Here is a 19421-nt window from a genome sequence, read left to right as displayed (position 1 = left end):
GATTAAGCAACCTCTTCCTGTGTGGCTTGGTTTTCTTCATGCCACGTATCAAAGCCGCGCACCCATTCAGCAACCAATTCCGAGCGGATGATAGGGCAATCACTTTTCTGCTTGCCTTGCGCCGCTGCTAAGTAACCATCTTCATACGATTGCTGCATTTCCTCTTCGGTTGTTTCTGCTTCTTGGAATTGATCAACTTCACCCAAAACATCCAAAAGCGATGTGATTATTTCCATGCATTGAGCCGAATGCATCGCAAATAACGAATCAAAATAATCATCTTCATTTTCATAATCTGATCTTTCGATTTTTACGTCATCAATATTGATTTTGCTGATGATAAGGTTCTCATCAATTTCAAAAGAAACGCATTTCCTCATTATTTCAAGTTCTATTCTTTTTGGAGTTTTCCCTTGGAATAAATGATTTTTTATTTCTTCAGTCACAATATCTTCATTTTTATAGCTAATCTGCTTTTTGTTCTCATCATCTTGCAACACAAGATTGCTTCCGATTCTGAGTATTGATCCTGCCATCGCATGATCATCTAAGATAATCTTGCGCATAAAACCAATCACACTATTACTAACTTCGATTGGTTTGCCGTGATATTCAATATCCCTTACCAAACGTTTAATTACATCGTCAACCAAACCTTTGCTAGTTGATTCAACGCATAACGTTTTGTGCTTTTCGTTTATCCATACATTTATCAACTTACTCGTCACAAATGCTTGTTCATGCAGTTTGATGAGAATTGCTTCTTTTACGTCTTGCGCTTGCTTCTTACCTGGCTTGAAACCTTGTTCTTTTTTTAATTCTGCTAATCTTTTCTTGACTTCATCAGCTACTACCTGAGCCGGTATCAGCTTTTTCTGTAGCTCACACGTCAAAATAATGTTTTCTCCAATTCTGATGTATGGCAAACCATCACGTAAAACTTTCCACGAATAACCAAGCTTTCCTGGTATCGATAAATTTTTATCGAGCAAGCTAAAATCTGGTATCCAACTTGGATGATTGCTAAATATCGTTAAATTTTTCATGATTCTTTGTCCTTGTTAAGTTGTAATCTATCGTTACTGATCACCGGCAATGCGGTTTATGTGCTCAAGCTGCAAGTCCGATAAATACATCCGCCGCCCAAACTGCGAGAATTTGTCTATTTGCTGTGCAATGAAATTTTCCTCCCAATCGTTTGCTGCATTATTTTTTGCGGTATCTAGTAATTCCTGAAATTCCGCCTCATCATCAAACAGGTCTTGTACTTGCTGGCTCATTTTTTAGCTCCAGGAATTCTCTTATCAATGACTCAGCATATACATTGCTTAGCGGAATAAGCTGGCAAAGCTCGAGAGCGTTTTTCGCTGATTCGTTTTCGAGCAATCTGAACGCTTTTCTGCGATACCTGATCACATCGTTAACGTATTTCCTTGATGTGCCCAACTGATTGCAAATGTCAGTTATATTGCGGCCATCTTTAAGCATTTGAGTTATTTTAGGCATTTTTTGCCGGTCTTTTCTGATGCTGTTTGCATGATTTCTTTTCTTGATTCGTCCAAATTTAACAAGGGTTGCGTAAGTGGTGCATCGCGCGAATCCGTGAACATGCATAATGTCGATTTCTGAAACTCCGCTATCAAATAGCCTCAATATTTCTTTTGCTTTTTTCCCAGACGGAAGTGAATTTTTGTCAAAATTGCGCGTTTCTTCCAGTTTTTTAATTACCTTTGCAAGATGCAATCCGAATGCTTTTATTTCCATTGGCTTGCCGTCTTTAACCGGAATTTTCCCTTCTTTCAAAAGCTCTTTGTAAATAATTCCGCGCCCGACAATTCCGCTCTCTATCTTTGCCTGAATATCTTTTCTTAAATCCCGTGTTGGCTTCAGTCGATCTTCTATGATGCAGTTACCTTTGCGCGAGACTGATTTTACATCAGGAGAAAATCCAGGTGGGCATATTCCGAACCATTGAAGCAGTTTGTTTTGTTGTTGCATGCTCACGGTAGATCACTCCACGTTAAAACTTTGCTTTGATTTTTTATCGCCCGCTGCTTTTTCTGCTTCTGCTTCGGCGATCAATTTCCGCTTAATGGCTTCCTGCTCTTCCTCCGAAGGTATTTCGCCGGTTACAATTGGCTGATCGTGTGTGATTTGCTTTGGTTCGTCGGTTGGTTTTGTTTCAACTATTTCGCCTGTTGATCCATCGATAATGAAAGAATCTCCGTCAATAATTACGTTTTTATCTTGCTCTGTTGCTGCTTCGATCTTCTCAAGATTCATCATTTCAATCGACATTGGAAGATACTTCCAGCCGCGACGGATTACGGTTTTTTTAATCATTTCATCGCGGTCAGTGTCCCACGGTGTTTGTCCGCCAGATTTCACCGCAGAACTACGCGCCTTAATGCTCATAACCTCATCGATGGTCATCCATTCAAAGTGATTTCCGCCATCCTTAAAGTGAGCAATCATGTAAACCAGTACTGGTTCTCCGCGCGCACCTGTAATTTTTGGCTTGTGGCGTACTTTGATTTCAAGCCCGAGTTCCATGTCAAACTCATCATGCTCGTACACAACATAGGCATTGATGTTGCTGATCTCTCCCGATCTTCTGGATAGCGATATAAGTCCGCGATACCCAGGCATCATTTTTATTTCGCCCTTGTATGGGACAAGATACGCTTGGCCAAGCGCTCCACCAATTTCAAGTCCTAGGTGAGAGGCTTGCAGGACAGCATTCACAAAGCTTGCAGGGTTCTGCAATGCTATTTTTGCCAGATAGGAATTGCTGCGTAATTCGTTCAGCGCAATCCGGGCCATTTTTTCAGGTGTTACATTGCTTGCTACAACCGATTTTATTTGTCCAAGGCGTCCTGCCAGAAATTTCGATAACTCACCGATGTCTTTTGGTTTGTCTAAAACTTCGCCTTTAACTGCTGTTTTTAATGCTGCTGTACTCATGATTTTTCCTTAATTTATTTCAACAAAAATGGTCTTGCGCCGGGTTTTGTGTCAGTGAATCTTTTTATAACTTCATCTCTTCCTAATCCTTGTGCAAATTCTGGAGATGAGAACGCGAAATTAAATGCTTGCTTCCAATCAGTTTTGCTGCTTTCCTTGTTAGTTTTCCACGACACCAGCTTTTGCCCGTTATGCATCAACAATGCCGCTTCACCCATTCGTGCCTTGATGCGTGATTTAAGCGTTTCAGCGTGCGCATCATTGGCTTTCAAATCTTCATTTACATGCACCAGCTCGGTGTATAGCGTAAACAACTCTGTATCAGCCTCAATGATTTTCCCCGAGTCGATCCGGTATAACCGGTTAATGTCATCGATAGTCACCGGATCAGGCGAAATACGGTTTTGCACCATGTTCCAGAACTCAACTTCAGCGTTCCGGATAATGTTGATCATCTCTTCGTCACGATTGACGAAGTGAACCCTCAGGTCGTCGGCACCAATCAGCGCAGCAACAACGGTTTTGCTCCTGCGTGCCACCATCTGCCCGTGTAGCACTTGTGCCGTGTAGTAAATCGGTATTTCATCGGTTCCAGGCTCTCCCCAATCTTTCGCAGCGAACGGGTGTACGGTTTTCATTTCACCGTTGATCAATTCGCCATCAACCATTAATTCCATATCGATTTCTGCCGCGATGAAATCATGATCGATGTCTTTAATCCGGTTGTTTCGCGCCACTACACGAACCTCATGGCCGCGATCCTCCAGCTCATCGATCAGCATTTCCATTACGACCGGTTCCCAGCGCTTGCCGCGAGCAAAAATCCGTTCTTTCTGTGGCGTAATTTCATCCTGCCATTCACTTATTTTTTGCTGATACAGCGCAAATTTTGACTTCCACGGCGATACGCCAAGAATAGCCGCAACATCGCTGCCGCCGATGTATGTCCGGCGATCCATCTCCAAAACTTCTTCAATTTGTGCGTTCACAATTCCCCCTCATAATAATTTCGTTCATGCCGCCATCCGTCCAGCCATGAAACGAACAATTCTGTTTCATGCTCTCTATCGTACGGATTGCTGCTTATTGGGCAGCCATTGTCATATGCTGCAACACCATGTTTGAAAGCATGGTCAGCATTGGATAGTTGCTTAGTCATGTGTCAGTGATAAAGCAAAGAACAGCGCGCAGATCGCAAAAACCGCATCAACCAATGATTTAAAATCGTTTTTCATGCCGTCAGTCCAACCTTTGAAACGGCGATTTTTAAATCTTCCAGCTTCACTGCGCGCTGCATCAAACCATCCGTTTCATGATTCAGCGTCATGTTGTTAATTAGCGCTTCGAGCACGTTTACATCCTGCTGAATATTGACGTGCTCAATAGTGTTTGCCGGTATGAATCCTTGCCGCTTTGTTAGCGATTCCTGGATACACTCAAGCATTTTTGGAATATCTAGTGGATAGCTGCGGTTTAACACCAGATTATCCAGATCACGCTCCAAGGCGTCCCACTCGTTTTCGCGGATGCGAAGCGCCACGGCTTGCTGTGATAATTTCATGACTGGCATGCTCATTTGATCACCTGCACAGTTATCAATCGCACGGGATTGGTTACCTTTGCCGCGGCATCCACCATCGCATGCCACGTTGATTGAAATATTCCGGATCACCTGCACAGTTATCAATCGCACGGGATTGGTTACCTTTGCCGCGGCATCCACCATCGCATGCCACGTTGATTGAAATATTCCGGAATAGTGGTATCTAAAATCTTTTGTTATCACTTGCACCCTGCACTTGATCATCTCTTACCTCACGCTGTTAGTTGATTCGTTCGCCTGGATTCCACAGGCCCCACCGAGTGCACGGCTTAAGGAGGTAGCCTTGGGATTATTCAGTCTGTTTGATGCAAGCAGCCGCGACAGCAACCCAGCCGTTGGTGGCTTTACTTGCTGGCAGCATCACGCCTTCGCTGTTTATTGATGTGTATCTCGGGTGAGACTGGGTGATCTGGTTGATTGCCGCATCGCACAGTTTTTCTGATTTATAGCGTGTTTCGTTAACTATTGGCGCTGAGTAAGGACTGCCAAACTGGCCGGAATAAACCGCCATGACACCGGTCATTTTCCAGTAGTCAGCCGCCATAACCGGCGCGGCAATCAACATCAATAAAGCAATTACAATTTTTTTCATGAGATTCTCCAAAGTAGTTTTGATTATCAACCTCACCTGCTTTCACGACTTATGGTGGCTGGTTGATGTTTATAGTATAGAAAATATATACAAATAAAGTCAAGAAAAAATATACTTCCTGCTTACGGTTTCTTATTCGATTAAAATTTAGGCAATAAAAAACCCGCCGAAGCGGGTTTAATTTGGATGAGTAAGCGTTTCTATGACGCTTTTATTCGATACGTTCGCGCGATGCCTAGTATTCCTATACCAGCTATAAGCATTGCGTAAGTTTGTGGTTCTGGAACTGGATTTGGAGCAGGATCCGGAATCGGGTCAAGCAATACATAATCTATGTTGTCAATGGCCGATTGCATGGTGTAATCGCCGTCCGACATAACCACTTTATTGATTCCGCTCCAATCGAATGTGACGAAAGTTGGTGCTAGTGTTGTTGAAAATACATCTACAGAGTAGGTGAGCGTTGTTCCAATATATCCATCAAAATGAGTAATTCCGTCATGCCATGCCTTTGTGACGTACATAGAATGTAAATCAAACGGGGTTTTGCTTGAAAAGTAGACCGAATCACCGCCGCCATTTACGCCGACATTTGGTCCGGATACCATGCCATGCTCATAACCCGTTCCCACCCATAGTGGCTTAGTTCCGTTTATCGCCACAAAAGTATTGCTCCACTCAAAACCGCGATAATTGTCCGGCACCAACGCAGAACTTATCGACGTATCTATGTCATCGAAAGTGATGAGATCGGCACATGCATTAAAGGAAATCGCGCTAAGCAACGCGGCATTTAAAGATCGTAATAATATTTTTTTGTTATTCATCATATCGCTCCTAATATTTTACTGCGAGGTGCAGTTAACAAAGTTTCCGAGTTGATTGCAGTTTGTGTGTATTTGCGGTCCGGTTCCGGACAGCGGGAAAACAGGCTGAACGTAGTTCCTTGTGCCGCTATCAGAGAGCTGTTTTTTTCTCATCAGTACATTGTTCAATGTCGCGGCATGCTTGCTGCAATCTTCTCCACGGCTCTCCAATTCCTTAGCCCACTCTTCCCTTATTACCGCTGGCGCCAGTGTCGCCATAGTTAATTTCTCGCACAGGCCATAATTTGATGTTTGCTTATTCTGTATCTGGCGCGTAGCGGGATCTGCATACATCGAAACGCAGCCAGGGGTAATTAAGATCAAAATAATCGCTGTGATTTGTTTTGCGATGTTCTTCATTTCTCATTGCCTGTTTTGCATCTGCATCGTTCTACTTTGCACCAGTCAGAAAGAAATACAACATCTTCATTTATTGAGTTCTTTTTCGAGATCATCCTCAGTAAAAGTTCCAATGATTTTTCGTGCCTGGAGTCTGTTTCCCTTTGGAATTTTGGTTGTACTTTTTATTATTTCTACTTGATCCATATCCAGTTCATCCAGGTTAACACCAAGCATTAAAGCCAATTGATTGTCCTGATCGTGCGGCAATGGGATCCCTGATTTTCTTGAGAGCTTTACAAGCTGACTGTAAGAAGGTTCGTGCCGTCCTTTTTCCCATGAATTGATATTCCCTTTCGTGCAATTCATCAGATCGGCGAGCTGAAGCTGTGTCAATCCGAGCTTTGCCCTAACCGCTTTAATGAAGTCCGGGATATTGATTGCAATGTCATTCATGTGGTTAATGTATAGATATTCTAAACGATTGCAATCTATTTTTTCTTGACTTCTAGGTATAGAAAAACTATCCTTTGCCTGTGTGTTTTGAATATTCAAAGAATTAATCATGAGCAAAAGTAAAAAAATTATTGTTAATCGGATAGTTACCGCTCTCGGGATCAGAAAAACCGATCTGGCAAAAATGTTCAATGTGTCTAAAGGAGCTATTCATTCTTGGGGTGTTAGCGGAATACCAAGCGAACATTGCAGAAGGATCGAATCAATGCTGGCTGACACACTCGATCCAATGACGCGGATCGATCTGCGCCCGGACGACTGGCAAAAATGGTGGCCAGAATTAAAACAAGACTCAAAAAAAGCAGCATGACAATCCCCCGATAATTCTATGGTTACATGCTTGCACGAAAAACATTATATGAATACGGCAATAGAAAAGAGGTTTTGCCAATGACTTGCAAATACAACGAATTGAATAAGCACGATGCGCTTTATATCGCCGCCAGGTCTTATCCTGGTGGGGTTGAAGCTTTAGCGGCACGCATGGGGATTTCGCCCAACGTGCTTTACAAAAAACTTCGGCGCGCGGTCGATTCTCATCACCTGAATTACGAGGAAGCATCTCAAATCATTGAATTGCTCTCCGATTCCGGGCGCGATCAAATGGTTGATCTGGCTATAAGGTCGTTTATGTGGCGCCACGGTTATGTGGCGTATCGAATTCCAGGTGATTCCGATGATATTAATGATGATGCATTGCTTGCTCAGATATTAAAAATCATCAGCAAGAAAGGCATCTTAGCGAACAACCTAAAAAATGCTCTCGAAAACGATGGAATCATTGATTCAGAGGAATTGAATCAAACAGAGAATGATATTCAACAGTGCATTGCCAGCTTGATGGAACTTAAGAGCAAGGTCAAATCAATGCACGAGAAGCCAAAATCAAAAAAAATGAATAGATTTCGTACGGCCCTCCTTTTAATGAAAGGAAACCACTTATCGCGTGCGCCGGCCGAGTCCGGTGTCAGAATCAGCTCGAAGCTGGTCGGTGTGTTGAAACGTGATTGCAATTTAACCCAAAGGCCAGCCGGATTCCCTAACTGTTCCGGTTGGTCATTTGGCCAGATTATGACGAGGACCAGCGCACCACGCTGTGCGCATTATACAGCCAGTGGCTTACTCACCTTTGCCGCTGGCTGTTTTTTTTGGTAAGTAAGAATGGCTAGAGCTCGCAATATAAAGCCAGGGTTTTTTACAAACGAGGATTTGGTTGAATGCTCATATGCAGCGCGCCTGATTTTTCCAGGTTTATGGATGCTAGCTGACAGAGAAGGTAGATTAGAGGATAGGCCGAAAAAAATAAAAATGGCAATTTTCCCTGCTGACACAATCGACATTGACGAGTTGCTTGGTGAGCTAGAGTGTCGAGGATTTATAAAACGGTATACGGCAGACAACAAAAAAGTAATAAGTATTCCTCAGTTTCTTGAACACCAAAATCCGCACGGCAGAGAACAAGACAGCGTATTGCCTGATGAGAACGGATATTACAAAGTAAATACGCGTAAAAATGACATGGTAACCGGTGAGTATTCACTGGTTAAGTCATTGGTTAACAATGAATCAAGCACAAAAACTGAACAAGCACAATGCAAGCACAGTGCAAGCACAGTGCAAGCACATGATCAGCACCATGCAAGCCCTGCTGATTCTCTGATTCCTGATTCTCTGATTCCTGATTCCAAAGATACTGTAATAACACACACTGTCTATCCCTCCCAACAGAGTAGGGAACCAACACCGGGCGCAAGCGTGTGTCTTGAACTCAAAAAAGTTGGAATTATCGATTTAAACCCGGCACACCCTAAGCTTTTGATGCTGATCGAATCCGGTGCAACGATTGACGAATTCATGCACGCAGCACGGACCGCGAAGGACAAGCAGAAGGGGTTCAAGTACGTCCTGGGCATCGTGGAAGGCCAGCGCACCGAAGCAGCTCAGGCAAAGGACAAGGTGCTGCAAGGCACGATTCAAAACAAGGCGGATGCGCTTTTGAATCGAAACAAAGAATCGACGAGGAATTGGAAACCACCCGAACTGAGGGCACAAAATGACGGAACATGACTTTCAAAAATTCCATGATGGCTTGGTAGGTGTTTACAGTTTTTACGATAAAGAAATCAATGATTTTGCTCTCGATCTTTGGTGGAATGCGTTGAAACAGTACGACCTAGCGGCGATTACGCAAGCATTCGGCCGGCACGTGGTTAACACGGAATCCGGGAAGTGGTTACCGAAGCCTGCCGACATCATCCGCATGCTGCAAGGATCAACGCAAGACGCGGCATTGATCGCCTGGGCGAAGGTCGACAAAGCGGTTCGTCACAAGGGCTGCTACGTCGACGTTGTTTTCGATGATCCACTGATTCACCGGGTATTGCATGACATGGGCGGATGGATACCGTTGGGACAAAAAAACGAGGATGAATGGCCTTTCGTAGCGAAGGAATTTGAAAACCGGTACCGGGGATTCCGTGAACGTAGCGAAATTCCGGAATATCCGGCTGTATTGACCGGAATAGCCAATGCCTACAACAGCAGCAAAGGCTTGAAATTGGAACCGTTCGTGATGATTGGAGACACGGATAAATGCCAGCGTGTGATCACCGGCGGAACGGATAAGCCGCTGATCGGATTTCAGCAGGCAAGCAAAGCTGTTCCTGATCTTCGATTGATTGATAAAACTGAGGTTGCATAGGAGAAAACATGATCAAGATAGTAAAAAAAGTGATAGCGGCGATTAATCCAAAGTTCTCAATCGGAGATGAAGTTAATTACACAAACCCGCAGGGTGTCGATTTTGGAAAACGCAAAATTCTTGGTATCGAAATATGGGAGGAATACCACGGCGATAATCGCGTTCGATATTTTTTATCTGATTCAGATACGCCTTGGTTTCCAGTTGGTGAGACTTGTTTAACAAAGAGCCTGTGAGGTATCAGGCACTAACAAGGATTGAGATTGTGAGCGAAATAGCCAACCTCTACGGATCGCCTAATCAGCGACGGAAAGGACAAGACAGAAGGTGATTTCTTCTGTGGCCTGGTGCCGAGTTGGAAGGTGTCCAAATCCAGGCTGCAACATCAGTCTCAATCACTTGTTAGTCTATCAATCTGGTGATGATAGTGTTGAGGGTACGACGAAAATACTCGAGTTAAGTAAGTTGTATCTGGCGTGACACGACCGGCACCGCACCGGTGTAGCTTGGTTCGATTCCAAGGGCTAACACGTCTCATCCACGTTACGGATGGCTAACATGTTGTTAATTAATTAATAAAATTGATCTTAGAGAACGCACAATATGAACATAAAAGAAAAGGAAAAATTTCAGGATGCTTGGTGGATGCTATCTGTGATTATAGGTATAGGGGGGCCAGTTTTTGGGATTCTATTAGTATTCAGCGGTTTATCTGATTGTTATTTTAACAGACAATAGGCGTCTACTGCCCTAATGTAGAGCTAACATAGAAGCGAGCAACATGGAATTACTGACTGGCTCGCAGTCGCAGGGTGATTCCGTTTCTATGTTGGTGATGGCTATGATGAAAGTCAGGGCAGTCCCGAAAGGTTCTAGAGCCCTTTAGTAAATCATAGGAACTTCAAATCAACACCTAACCTAGCCGGGTAAGAGCTAGGACTAACAATTAAGGCGCGGCGTGGATAGGACACTCGGCAGATGATCACAAGCGGTAGCGGCTTGTTTCGATGCTGCAAGCAATAAGACTAGGCATAGCTGGTATCAAGCCCAGCCGCCTTAATTGTTAGTGAATGCAGCATTAAGAAGCATGTGCTCTTGTCACAAGCCGAGAAGATCGCACCGGCAGCACGTCGGCGCAATGCCCTACGTGACTTTGGGACTGTCCAAGATACCGGAACCGCTTTCCGCCTTTAGAGCATATGACTTGTTAGTGAATGCACGATTAAGCTGACGTGCAGAAGGAACCTCCGTTTGATAGGAAAAGATCGCAACTTACCTTGTAACGCAAACATGTCGGGTAAAGATGTACAGCTCCGGCCACTAACAACCAGATGAATTTCTGGATTCAATGAACGTAACCAGGGTCGCGTAAGTGCCCTGGGATTTAATAACTTGGAGAATGATAGATGGACAATCAGCATAAGCATATTAAAGGTTACAGAGATTTAACTCAGGAAGAAATCGATCTGATTAATGAAGGCAAAGCGCTTGCAGAACAATGCGGGCAATTTATACAGAAATTGGAAGATATAGACTCAACCGACAAACGTAATGTAGCACTGGGAAAAACTAACTTGCAGCAAGGTTTTATGTGGGCAATTCGTTCTGTAGCTAAACCAGAAACATTTTAAGCGTTCCACCGGCTACACGGTGGCCAAAAAGGAAGCTGCACGCTGGATAGGACAGCGAAGTGGAGTCTGAAAGCAGCCATGAATAACTTGACAGGATACGCGCTGCAAATGGACGTTGGAACGCCTGTTATTGCCAGTAACCAATCTGGCCAGCTTCTGACTTGGTTTTTAAATTTGAGGTGAGTATGGCAACAAAACGGCAGGTTTACGAAGCGAAGCAAAAAGCATTCAAAACAACACAGCATAGTTTTACTAAAAAGATATGTTCATATGTTTACTGCTCTGGCTGTGGTTTGGTTGCGCTAAATAACGAAGCGACTAGAAAAAGGATGCAGAAGCCGTGCGAATCAATGGAGGATTAAAAGCTAACCCGCATGGGCACTTGTTGCACTCATTTGATACGAACGGCACAAGCAAGCCTGCATGTAGCAAGTGCCCAGCCGCGTTGGTTTTTATGGTACTGATATGACTAAATGGGCTTGCGGAATAAGAGAAAGAATAATCAAAAACTTAGAAAATAAAATTAAGATTATGAAAGAAAACGGCAGCAATTTGCTGAATTGTATGAACGCAATCTGCGCGGTGAAAACTTTGACGAAATGGTTGATGCGCTATGAATAGACCTCTGTACATATTTGATATTGATGGAACACTGGCGATTATAAATCATAGGGTTAGTATTCTTGAAGATAAAGATAACCCTAACAGATGGCGTGATTTTTATGCTGCTTGCGACAGGGATGAGCCAAATAAACCAGTAATTTTCATAATGAATAACTTGATGCTATCTGGCGCTGATGTGTGGCTGTTTAGCGGAAGAAGCGAAGAGGTACGTGACAAAACAGTGGCGTGGATAGCTGAACACACAGCATTCATGTCATTCAATTTGAATTACGAGCATCTTTTGACAATGCGGCCAGCTATGGATTACACGCCGGATGATGTTTTAAAGGAAAGCTGGTTAGACAATATGCTTGAAGATGATAAAAAAAGGCTTGTTGCGGTTTTCGATGATCGTGACAGAGTGGTAAATATGTGGAGAAGAAGAGGAATCACTTGCTTGCAGGTGGCTCCTGGTGATTTTTAATGCCATGCCAATGCGAGCAATGCACAAAAACGCCAGCGCCAACATACACCGAATCATTCAAGCAAGAATGCCTGAAGCGCCACCGGAAAAGATACCAGGAGAAGGCGCGTGAAGTGATGGTATGGCCAGAAGAGCGGAAATTAAGATATTACGCAATGTTCGCAGAAAAGCACGGCGAAGAAAACACGAAAAAATTTATTGAAGAGGTTAACAGGCAATGGAAGATGAAGGAGGGGAAATAATGAACAAAGAAGTAAAAATAACCGAATTTCGTTTCATGCAAATGCTTGTGGCCATGTTGTCGATAGGTGCATCGGCTGGTTTTGTCGCTGGGTTTTTGGTGAGAGGTTTGGGATAGATGGGCGAGATTATTTTTACGGTTCCAGGGCAACCGGTTCCGAAAGCGCGACACAAAGCAGCAAGGCGCGGCAAACATATTGCCATGTATACGCCAGAGAAAACGGCGAACTATGAAGGTTTGGTAGCACATTCAGCACACTTCGCAATGTCCGGAAGGGAGATGATTACCGGCGCAGTATCGGTTGAGTTGGACATCCGCTTAGAGATACCGCCGTCATGGTCCAAGAAAAAACAGTTATTGGCTATTACCGGAAAATTGGCCGCAACGAAAAAAAGCGACATCGACAATATCACCAAATCCATTTTTGATGGCATGAATGGCGTTGTGTGGCGCGACGATGGGCAGGTCGTAGAATCTACGCAGAAGAAACGTTACGCCGAGACACCCGGGGTGGTAGTAATCGTGCGCGAACTGGTTGAACTTCAGGTGGCTTGATGATTGGTTCAGTGCTGGATCTTCTGGTGTATGGTTTTTTGTTCTTGCCGCCTTGCTTCCTTCCAGATTTGAATTTTGGAAGAGAGACTAGAAGAAAATCAGATATGAATATGATCCATCGTCCGCTATGAAATACGGCATCGCCATCGAAGTAACCCTTATGGCACCAGCTTATGATTGTTCTAGGCGTTACGCCTCTGTGTTCCGCGAGCTCTTTGACTGAAATGAACATATTCCAAAGTTTTGAATAAATATATGTAAATAATAACAAAAGACTATAAAAAATAAAATTCTTGTGCGGGAAATATTTGGGAAATAGCAGATTGCTCAGAAAAAAAGTTGATCAGGAAAGTACAAAGTTGCGAGACAAAGTGCTCGCAGTAGTCAACGATTCCCCGGTGAAACTGACCGGGATAGAAATAGCAAAACGAGCAGGACTCGATTACAAGCAGACAATAGACGCGCTGGACGCGCTGAACAATTACGGCCGCATTCTCCGTATCGGGAAAAAATTCAATACGCGCTGGATGAGGATAGAGAACAGGAAACCCGTGGATGTTTACCGCTGGCTAAATGTGGCATTCTGGATCATGAGAAGAAGACGCTTAAGGAAAGATCAAATCGAATTACCGCCCGGCAAATAAACTCAGATCACCGAATTAATTTACCTGGGGAATGAGAAATGCACGGCGACAATCAGCTAGAGAGAAGAAAGCAAGGACGGTGCGAGTATTCAGAAAAACTGTCTGAAGAGGCAGCAGAACACGCGGTTAAAAAGGTTTTTGCAATACTCGGAGTCGACATTGATCGACCGGAAAGCGTGGAAGAATTCAGGGAAGATTTGAGATTTGGGAAGAAGATGCGTAAGGCTGCTGGCCATGGATCTTTGGCATTCATCGCCGTAGCATCAGCGGCATTTGCTTACGCAGCTTGGGCTGGTATGGTTTCATACATCACTACAAAAATTGGACCGTAAAGCAAAAAGGCCGAAACCTGAGCGGCATGTTAAGCATTCTCGACTTGATAGCGGACTAACGGTAGAGCAAGAAGCCTATTGCCGCTGCCGTGCCGCTGGCATGTCGATTGATGAAGCGCTGATCGCATCAGGGGCAAAAATAAAAAGAAGAACCGCTCTCGGATGGGAGAGGCCGGGCGAAGCCGGTTACAACAAGGACGTCGTAAAACGCATCAACACGCTATCCGAGATAGCGAGCAAGAACGCAATACTGCGTACCGGATTAAATCGAGAGTGGGTTATTTCCAGGTACATGCGGATCGTCGAGAGGTGCATGCAGGCCGAACCGGTCATGAAGATGGTGGAAGGCGAATTGGTTGAGATCGGAGAATACAGATTCGACGCACAGGGCGCAAACACGGCACTGACAAAGCTTGGAGACGTGATCGGATTATTCAATAAGAAAGAAGAAAAACCAGACGATGAGTTTGACCAGCTTTCAGACGAAGAACTTGCCCAGCTCGCTAGAGAACTTGCCGCCCAGACTGGCATGCTTGAAAGTGATGAGGGCACTCAAGAATCGCCAGGACAAAAACAAATTATCGAGATACAAGCCCTACCCGAAACAGATTGATTTTCACACTGCCGGGGAAACCTTCCGTGAAAGATTGTTCCGCGCCGGCAACCAACTCGGCAAGACCCTATCATCAGCCCACGAAGTAGCCTATCACGCCACCGGAAAATATCCGGATTGGTGGAAAGGTAGACGCTGGGCACGCGCAACTACCGGCTGGGCATTAGGAGAATCAATGGAGTCAACGCGAGATACTTTGCAGCGTTTGATTCTTGGCCGCCCTGGTGAATGGGGGACCGGCACCATTCCAGAAAAATCGATCATCAAGATCACGCGCGCACAAGGTATTGCCGATTCCGTTGACTGTATCTTTGTCCGGCACATTTCCGGCGGCATATCCCGCATCTATTTCAAATCCTACGAGAAGGGCCGAAGCAAACTACAAGGCGAGACGCTTGATTACGCCGCGCTAGACGAAGAGCCGCCGCTCGATATTTACACCGAGGTATTGACCAGGACCAACGCCACCGGCGGAATGGTATGGATCACATTCACGCCATTGCTCGGCATGTCCGAGGTCGTGCGCATGTTCCTGGATGAGAAAGAGCGGACAAAAGATCGCGCCGACATTTGCATGACCATCGATGATGTACTGCATTACACCAAGGAAGAGAAAGAACGCATCATTGCCAGCTACCCAGCGCATGAGAAGGAAGCGCGCACAAACGGAATTCCGGTACTCGGCAGCGGCCGCATTTTCCCGATTGCCGAATCAGTGATTACGGTTCCACCGTTTCAATTGCCGGATTTGTGGCCGCGTATCTGCGGCATCGATTTCGGTATTGATCATCCAACGGCTTTGGTGTGGCTGGCATGGGATCGTGATAGTGATACGGTTTACGTATACGACATTGAATCAAAGCGAGGCGTACCAGATGCAACACCTCCGCATGTTGCGCCACTGATCAAACAACGCGGCGAATGGATTCCCGTGGCTTGGCCGCATGATGGATTGCAGACAGAAAAAGGCAGCGGGATCCAGCTCGCGCAGCAATACCGCGATCAAGGCGTCAGCATGCTGCACGAAATGGCGCAACTGCCTGAAACCGGTGACGAACAAGGGCACAAAGTCAGCAGAACCAGCGTTGAAGCTGGGATAAGTCTTATGTTGACGGCTATGCAAGAAGGCCGCTTCAAGGTATTCGCAGGGTTATCAAGCTGGTTCGAGGAATTCAGGCTATACCATCGCAAGGATGGCAAGATCGTTAAGCTGCAAGACGACATCATGAGTGCAACACGCTATGGCTATGTCATGCTGCGCTATGCCATCGAGCCTCCAGACCCACAGAAAAAAGCACTGAACCCAAACAGAGGATACAACTGGCGCACCGGCTAAGGTCGAATAACTCCACGCATTACAAAATACACCAATCAACGATTTCAGGGTGTGAGTTATGCCGGGAGATATACAGTTAAGCAGCGCTGCCATGATCGATCAGGATGGCGATAACGATCAATATGAGAGTGTTGGAGAACAGCCCACAGACCCAATAAATGCCACTCCGGAAGAGCTGCAAGATAAGCCACTGGCACGCGAGCAGGTGGAAAGTTTCATGTTCGAGATCATGCACCAGCCAAGCTGGCGCCGGGAAGCGGACAAGTGTTCGGATTATTACGATGGCAATCAACTATCCGAAGAGACATTAGCAACCCTGGATGAACGCAAGCAGCCAGCGATAATCAGCAATTTAATAAAGCCAACCGTTGACACCCTGCTGGGCATAGAAGCCAAATCACGCACCGATTGGAAAGTAATGCCGGACGACGACGGTTCATGTAGCGACGATTTGGCGGAAGCCTTGTCGTTAAAACTAAAACGCGCCGAAGTTGAAAGCAGAGCCGATAGGGCTTGCTCGGATGCCTACGCAGCGCAATTAAAAGCCGGTTTGGGTTGGGTTGAAGTATCGCGCGAAACCGATCCTTTTAAATGTCCATACCGCATCAAATACGTGCACCGCCGCGAAATCTTTTGGGATTGGCGATCAGAACAACCGGATTTGTCCGATGCAGCCTATCTGATCCGCAAGCGATGGCTGGAACTCGATCACGCCGTAGCGATGATGCAGCAATACGCGACATTGTTCAGAATGACTGCTAACGGATGGTCCGGATACGATCCAATCGTCGATCAAAGCACAGGACTCAGCCAGTCGTTTCAAGTTGAGCGGGACACCAAGCTGTCATACAACGACTGGCGCGACATTCAGCGTCAGCGCATATGCCTATCCGAAATTTGGTATCGCAAATGGGTTAGGGCGTATGTCTTGAAACTGCCAAACGGCAGAGTGATAGAAGCGGATTTCAACAATCCAAAGCACAGCATGGTCATATTGGGAGGTGTTGCGCAAGTCAGTCAGGCAACATTCCAAAAGGTTCGGCTGGCTTGGTATGCGGGTCCGCACTTTCTCTATGATGTGCCCAGCCCGTATAAGCACAATTACTTCCCGTATGTGCCGTTTTTCGGTTACCGGGAAGATCAAACCAATGCACCTTACGGCATGATCCGGGCAATGCTGTCGCCACAAGATGAAATCAATGCACGCCGGTCAAAAGCGCAATGGATTCTGAACAGCCGTCGTGTAATCACTGATTCTGACGCGGTTGAAGATCACGATCTCGCAGCGCAAGAAATAGCAAGGCCGGACTCATACATCATTCTGAACGCCAAACGCAACCCAAACAGCAAGTTCATGGTTGACGCAGGGGGAGAACTGGCGCAGCAGCAATTCCTTTTGATGCAGGAAAGCAAGCAGGAAATCGCCGAAACATCCGGAATACACAAAACCATGATGGGGCAACAAACCGGAGCAAAATCCGGATTGGCCATTAATTCATTGGCAGAACAGGGATCAAACTCAACCGGCGAGATCAACGACAATTTTAGATTCGGTCGCAGAATGGTCGGAGAGCTCATGTTTGAGATGCTGAAAGAGGATTTGTCCAATGGCCAGCAGGTTGTCAGCATCGGCAACGGCAAGAATAAAAAGGTTGTCGTGCTCAACCAGCAATCGGCAGACCCGGAAACCGGGGAACCCGTCGTGCTCAATGACGTATCCGCGGTGAATGCCAAGGTCGTGCTGGATGACATCCCGACATCCTCATCATTCCGTTTGCAACAGCTGCAAATGATCACCGCAGTCGCCAGCAGCTTGCCGCCGCAAGTTCAAGCGTTACTCACCCCATTCATTATCGAATCAACCGACATGCCGGATCGCTTCGAGGTGGCCGAGACGATACGCGACGCGCTGGGAATACAAGATCAAGACCCCGAGCAAAAGCAAGCCATGCTGATGCAGCAGCAGCAGGAAATGGCGCAGCAGAAAGAAACGCAGGACAAGATGATCGCACTCGCAGCGGCAGAGAAGGCCGCCAAAATCCGCGAGACAAACGCCAAGGCAGATTATTTGCTCACCAAGAAATAAAGAATCGTAGCACTTCACCCACAAAGCCCGCCTTGAAGCGGGTTTTTCATTTGCAAAAAGGTCGAATTACTTTTCATGCCCGAAACTTTCCTCACACCTGCAAGCCGCTGATTCCCCGCCTGGGATAAGGCGCAGCGGCTAGACGGTATTCCGAAACCTACTTCGACAACGTGGAGAGAAAGTTTTATGAGCACTGAATTTGACATCAATAACGTTTCTGATGATCCGGAAGAATGGATGAAGGCTTTTAATCAACTGGAAGCAGGGGAAGCATTGCCGCCCGATGCCGACAAAGAACAAAAGCAAGAAACCAAAACCGAGGAAACACAGGAAAGCAAATCTGATGCTAATGACAGCGTAAAGCAGGACAACGATAAGAAGCCAGACAATGATCAGGTTGGAGAGCAGAACAATGAGCCGGATGGCGTAGCCACGAAAGATGGCAAGCATGTCATTCCGTACTCAGTGCTGAAGAGTGAACGCGACAAAGCTGCGCGAGCCGAGCAATTGCTCAAGGAAACGCAGCAAAAATTAGCGGACTTAGAAGCAAAACAGCAAGCCAACGCATCAGGGACGAACACCGGCGAGAACGTCCGCGCCGACGATCAGAATCAGGCAACCGAGGATTTATCAGCCGAAGATTTGGAAGCTTTGAAGGAGGATTTTCCGACTGTCTACAAAGCATACCAAGCCGCGATGGCCAAAACCGCGCAGCTTGAAGCCAAATTGAACCCGGTAGAGCAATCAGTAAAGGAAATGGAGGAGGTAAGCCAGCGAACAACCAAGCAGGATGTTCAGGACGCTATCGACGCCGTTCCCAAGATTGCCCACATTCAGGCAACCGACGCAGAAGCATTTGAGTTAGCGCAGCAGTTTGACAAAACCTTGAGAAATCAGCCGTTTTGGGAAGATAAACCGCTGACAGAACGCTTCAACAAAGTAGCTGAAATGGTTGAAAACGCACTCGGTAGAACTATCGAAGTACCCGGCAGCAATAAAACCAACTCTATGAGCGCTGAACAAATGGCGAAAGCCGCACGGGATAAGGCTGCAAGCATGGCCGCAGCAAGCAAATCCAACGTGCCAACTTCCCTATCCGAATTCCCAGCCGGAACACATGCGGCAGCGGATGAAAGATCAGCGCTAGAAAACATGACGACACTGCAACTCGCTGAAAAGTTTGCAGGAATGTCGGCAGAGCAAATGGATGAATACCTTCAATCATTGTAAAAAATCATAGAGGATTAAAAAATGCCAACTTCTATCCCTGTGGGTTCTGCACTAGCGCGAAAAGCTTACTCTGTTGGGCTTTTCA

At 45.8% G+C, this 19421-nt stretch carries 24 protein-coding genes; 14 read left to right on the top strand and 10 right to left on the bottom strand.

Annotated elements, in window-relative coordinates:
- Positions 1 to 2: 2 nt before the first annotated feature.
- The 10 genes from rdgC to HRU77_01630 form a co-directional block, all read right to left on the bottom strand.
- Entirely contained in the window at positions 3 to 1046 is a 1044-nt protein-coding gene (rdgC, locus tag HRU77_01675; GenBank protein ID QOJ19517.1) for a recombination-associated protein RdgC, read from the bottom strand.
- A 33-nt stretch (positions 1047 to 1079) separates the two neighbouring features.
- Entirely contained in the window at positions 1080 to 1280 is a 201-nt protein-coding gene (locus HRU77_01670) for a hypothetical protein (protein ID QOJ19516.1), read from the bottom strand.
- Entirely contained in the window at positions 1252 to 2004 is a 753-nt protein-coding gene (locus HRU77_01665; GenBank protein QOJ19515.1) for a hypothetical protein, read from the bottom strand. Before HRU77_01665 ends, HRU77_01670 begins: the two co-directional genes overlap by 29 nt.
- 6 nt (positions 2005 to 2010) lie before the next feature.
- Complete coding sequence (locus tag HRU77_01660) at positions 2011 to 2964, bottom strand: recombinase RecT (GenBank protein ID QOJ19514.1); 954 nt, start codon at positions 2962 to 2964, stop codon at positions 2011 to 2013.
- 14 nt (positions 2965 to 2978) lie between these two features.
- Positions 2979 to 3953, bottom strand: coding sequence for a YqaJ viral recombinase family protein (locus tag HRU77_01655; protein ID QOJ19513.1), 975 nt, complete (start codon positions 3951 to 3953; stop codon positions 2979 to 2981).
- Positions 3954 to 4195: 242 nt separating this feature from the next.
- Positions 4196 to 4525, bottom strand: coding sequence for a hypothetical protein (locus HRU77_01650; protein ID QOJ19512.1), 330 nt, complete (start codon positions 4523 to 4525; stop codon positions 4196 to 4198).
- 331 nt (positions 4526 to 4856) lie between these two features.
- Positions 4857 to 5159 carry a hypothetical protein gene (locus HRU77_01645; protein QOJ19511.1) on the bottom strand — a complete coding sequence of 101 codons (303 nt, stop codon included), beginning with the start codon at positions 5157 to 5159 and terminating at the stop codon, positions 4857 to 4859.
- A 200-nt stretch (positions 5160 to 5359) separates the two neighbouring features.
- Positions 5360 to 5989 carry a PEP-CTERM sorting domain-containing protein gene (locus HRU77_01640; protein QOJ19510.1) on the bottom strand — a complete coding sequence of 210 codons (630 nt, stop codon included), beginning with the start codon at positions 5987 to 5989 and terminating at the stop codon, positions 5360 to 5362.
- 15 nt (positions 5990 to 6004) lie between these two features.
- Complete coding sequence (locus HRU77_01635) at positions 6005 to 6385, bottom strand: hypothetical protein (protein QOJ19509.1); 381 nt, start codon at positions 6383 to 6385, stop codon at positions 6005 to 6007.
- 66 nt (positions 6386 to 6451) lie between these two features.
- Complete coding sequence (locus HRU77_01630; protein ID QOJ19508.1) at positions 6452 to 6919, bottom strand: helix-turn-helix transcriptional regulator; 468 nt, start codon at positions 6917 to 6919, stop codon at positions 6452 to 6454.
- A 10-nt stretch (positions 6920 to 6929) separates the two neighbouring features.
- Here HRU77_01630 and HRU77_01625 point away from each other — a divergent pair, with 10 nt between their 5' ends.
- The 14 genes from HRU77_01625 to HRU77_01560 all read left to right on the top strand — a co-directional run bounded on the left by HRU77_01625 (position 6930) and on the right by HRU77_01560 (position 19336).
- The gene (locus HRU77_01625; GenBank protein ID QOJ19507.1) at positions 6930 to 7190 is read left to right on the top strand and encodes a helix-turn-helix domain-containing protein; all 261 of its coding nucleotides are present in this window, start codon (positions 6930 to 6932) and stop codon (positions 7188 to 7190) included.
- Positions 7191 to 7216: 26 nt separating this feature from the next.
- Positions 7217 to 8035: a hypothetical protein gene (locus HRU77_01620; GenBank protein ID QOJ19506.1), complete on the top strand. Its 819-nt coding sequence runs from the start codon at positions 7217 to 7219 to the stop codon at positions 8033 to 8035.
- 6 nt (positions 8036 to 8041) lie between these two features.
- On the top strand, positions 8042 to 8947 hold the full coding sequence (locus HRU77_01615; GenBank protein ID QOJ19505.1) for a hypothetical protein: 906 nt from the start codon (positions 8042 to 8044) through the stop codon (positions 8945 to 8947).
- The gene (locus tag HRU77_01610; protein QOJ19504.1) at positions 8934 to 9581 is read left to right on the top strand and encodes a hypothetical protein; all 648 of its coding nucleotides are present in this window, start codon (positions 8934 to 8936) and stop codon (positions 9579 to 9581) included. Before HRU77_01615 ends, HRU77_01610 begins: the two co-directional genes overlap by 14 nt.
- Positions 9582 to 9589: 8 nt before the next feature.
- Positions 9590 to 9817: a hypothetical protein gene (locus tag HRU77_01605; GenBank protein ID QOJ19503.1), complete on the top strand. Its 228-nt coding sequence runs from the start codon at positions 9590 to 9592 to the stop codon at positions 9815 to 9817.
- Positions 9818 to 10987: 1170 nt separating this feature from the next.
- Positions 10988 to 11212, top strand: coding sequence for a hypothetical protein (locus HRU77_01600; GenBank protein ID QOJ19502.1), 225 nt, complete (start codon positions 10988 to 10990; stop codon positions 11210 to 11212).
- Positions 11213 to 11825: 613 nt separating this feature from the next.
- Positions 11826 to 12299: a hypothetical protein gene (locus HRU77_01595; protein QOJ19501.1), complete on the top strand. Its 474-nt coding sequence runs from the start codon at positions 11826 to 11828 to the stop codon at positions 12297 to 12299.
- A gap of 358 nt (positions 12300 to 12657) precedes the next feature.
- Positions 12658 to 13095 (top strand): RusA family crossover junction endodeoxyribonuclease, encoded by a 438-nt coding sequence (locus HRU77_01590; GenBank protein ID QOJ19500.1) that lies wholly within the window; start codon positions 12658 to 12660, stop codon positions 13093 to 13095.
- A gap of 323 nt (positions 13096 to 13418) precedes the next feature.
- Positions 13419 to 13739 (top strand): hypothetical protein, encoded by a 321-nt coding sequence (locus HRU77_01585; GenBank protein ID QOJ19499.1) that lies wholly within the window; start codon positions 13419 to 13421, stop codon positions 13737 to 13739.
- Between the two features lie 98 nt (positions 13740 to 13837).
- On the top strand, positions 13838 to 14071 hold the full coding sequence (locus tag HRU77_01580; protein ID QOJ22025.1) for a hypothetical protein: 234 nt from the start codon (positions 13838 to 13840) through the stop codon (positions 14069 to 14071).
- Between the two features lie 100 nt (positions 14072 to 14171).
- The gene (locus tag HRU77_01575; protein ID QOJ19498.1) at positions 14172 to 14684 is read left to right on the top strand and encodes a hypothetical protein; all 513 of its coding nucleotides are present in this window, start codon (positions 14172 to 14174) and stop codon (positions 14682 to 14684) included.
- Positions 14614 to 16020, top strand: coding sequence for a DNA packaging protein (locus tag HRU77_01570; GenBank protein ID QOJ22024.1), 1407 nt, complete (start codon positions 14614 to 14616; stop codon positions 16018 to 16020). Before HRU77_01575 ends, HRU77_01570 begins: the two co-directional genes overlap by 71 nt.
- A 58-nt stretch (positions 16021 to 16078) precedes the next feature.
- Positions 16079 to 18106 (top strand): phage portal protein, encoded by a 2028-nt coding sequence (locus HRU77_01565; GenBank protein ID QOJ19497.1) that lies wholly within the window; start codon positions 16079 to 16081, stop codon positions 18104 to 18106.
- A 186-nt stretch (positions 18107 to 18292) separates the two neighbouring features.
- Positions 18293 to 19336, top strand: coding sequence for a hypothetical protein (locus tag HRU77_01560; protein QOJ19496.1), 1044 nt, complete (start codon positions 18293 to 18295; stop codon positions 19334 to 19336).
- Positions 19337 to 19421: the final 85 nt, after the last annotated feature.

It is taken from the genome of Gammaproteobacteria bacterium (assembly GCA_015709615.1).
Taxonomy (GTDB): Bacteria; Pseudomonadota; Gammaproteobacteria; order Burkholderiales; family Nitrosomonadaceae; genus Nitrosomonas.
Note: the sequence above shows the minus strand (reverse complement) of the source record. Positions and strands in the feature narration are given on the sequence as shown.

Coding starts and splice junctions, on each gene's coding strand:
- rdgC (QOJ19517.1), bottom strand. CDS start 1,046: ATGAAAAATTTAACGATATTTAGCAATCATCCAAGTTGGATACCAGAT.
- HRU77_01670 (QOJ19516.1), bottom strand. CDS start 1,280: ATGAGCCAGCAAGTACAAGACCTGTTTGATGATGAGGCGGAATTTCAG.
- HRU77_01660 (QOJ19514.1), bottom strand. CDS start 2,964: ATGAGTACAGCAGCATTAAAAACAGCAGTTAAAGGCGAAGTTTTAGAC.
- HRU77_01650 (QOJ19512.1), bottom strand. CDS start 4,525: ATGAAATTATCACAGCAAGCCGTGGCGCTTCGCATCCGCGAAAACGAG.
- HRU77_01645 (QOJ19511.1), bottom strand. CDS start 5,159: ATGAAAAAAATTGTAATTGCTTTATTGATGTTGATTGCCGCGCCGGTT.
- HRU77_01640 (QOJ19510.1), bottom strand. CDS start 5,989: ATGATGAATAACAAAAAAATATTATTACGATCTTTAAATGCCGCGTTG.
- HRU77_01635 (QOJ19509.1), bottom strand. CDS start 6,385: ATGAAGAACATCGCAAAACAAATCACAGCGATTATTTTGATCTTAATT.
- HRU77_01625 (QOJ19507.1), top strand. CDS start 6,930: ATGAGCAAAAGTAAAAAAATTATTGTTAATCGGATAGTTACCGCTCTC.
- HRU77_01620 (QOJ19506.1), top strand. CDS start 7,217: ATGCTTGCACGAAAAACATTATATGAATACGGCAATAGAAAAGAGGTT.
- HRU77_01615 (QOJ19505.1), top strand. CDS start 8,042: ATGGCTAGAGCTCGCAATATAAAGCCAGGGTTTTTTACAAACGAGGAT.
- HRU77_01610 (QOJ19504.1), top strand. CDS start 8,934: ATGACGGAACATGACTTTCAAAAATTCCATGATGGCTTGGTAGGTGTT.
- HRU77_01605 (QOJ19503.1), top strand. CDS start 9,590: ATGATCAAGATAGTAAAAAAAGTGATAGCGGCGATTAATCCAAAGTTC.
- HRU77_01600 (QOJ19502.1), top strand. CDS start 10,988: ATGGACAATCAGCATAAGCATATTAAAGGTTACAGAGATTTAACTCAG.
- HRU77_01595 (QOJ19501.1), top strand. CDS start 11,826: ATGAATAGACCTCTGTACATATTTGATATTGATGGAACACTGGCGATT.
- HRU77_01590 (QOJ19500.1), top strand. CDS start 12,658: ATGGGCGAGATTATTTTTACGGTTCCAGGGCAACCGGTTCCGAAAGCG.
- HRU77_01575 (QOJ19498.1), top strand. CDS start 14,172: ATGTCGATTGATGAAGCGCTGATCGCATCAGGGGCAAAAATAAAAAGA.
- HRU77_01570 (QOJ22024.1), top strand. CDS start 14,614: ATGAGGGCACTCAAGAATCGCCAGGACAAAAACAAATTATCGAGATAC.
- HRU77_01565 (QOJ19497.1), top strand. CDS start 16,079: ATGCCGGGAGATATACAGTTAAGCAGCGCTGCCATGATCGATCAGGAT.
- HRU77_01560 (QOJ19496.1), top strand. CDS start 18,293: ATGAGCACTGAATTTGACATCAATAACGTTTCTGATGATCCGGAAGAA.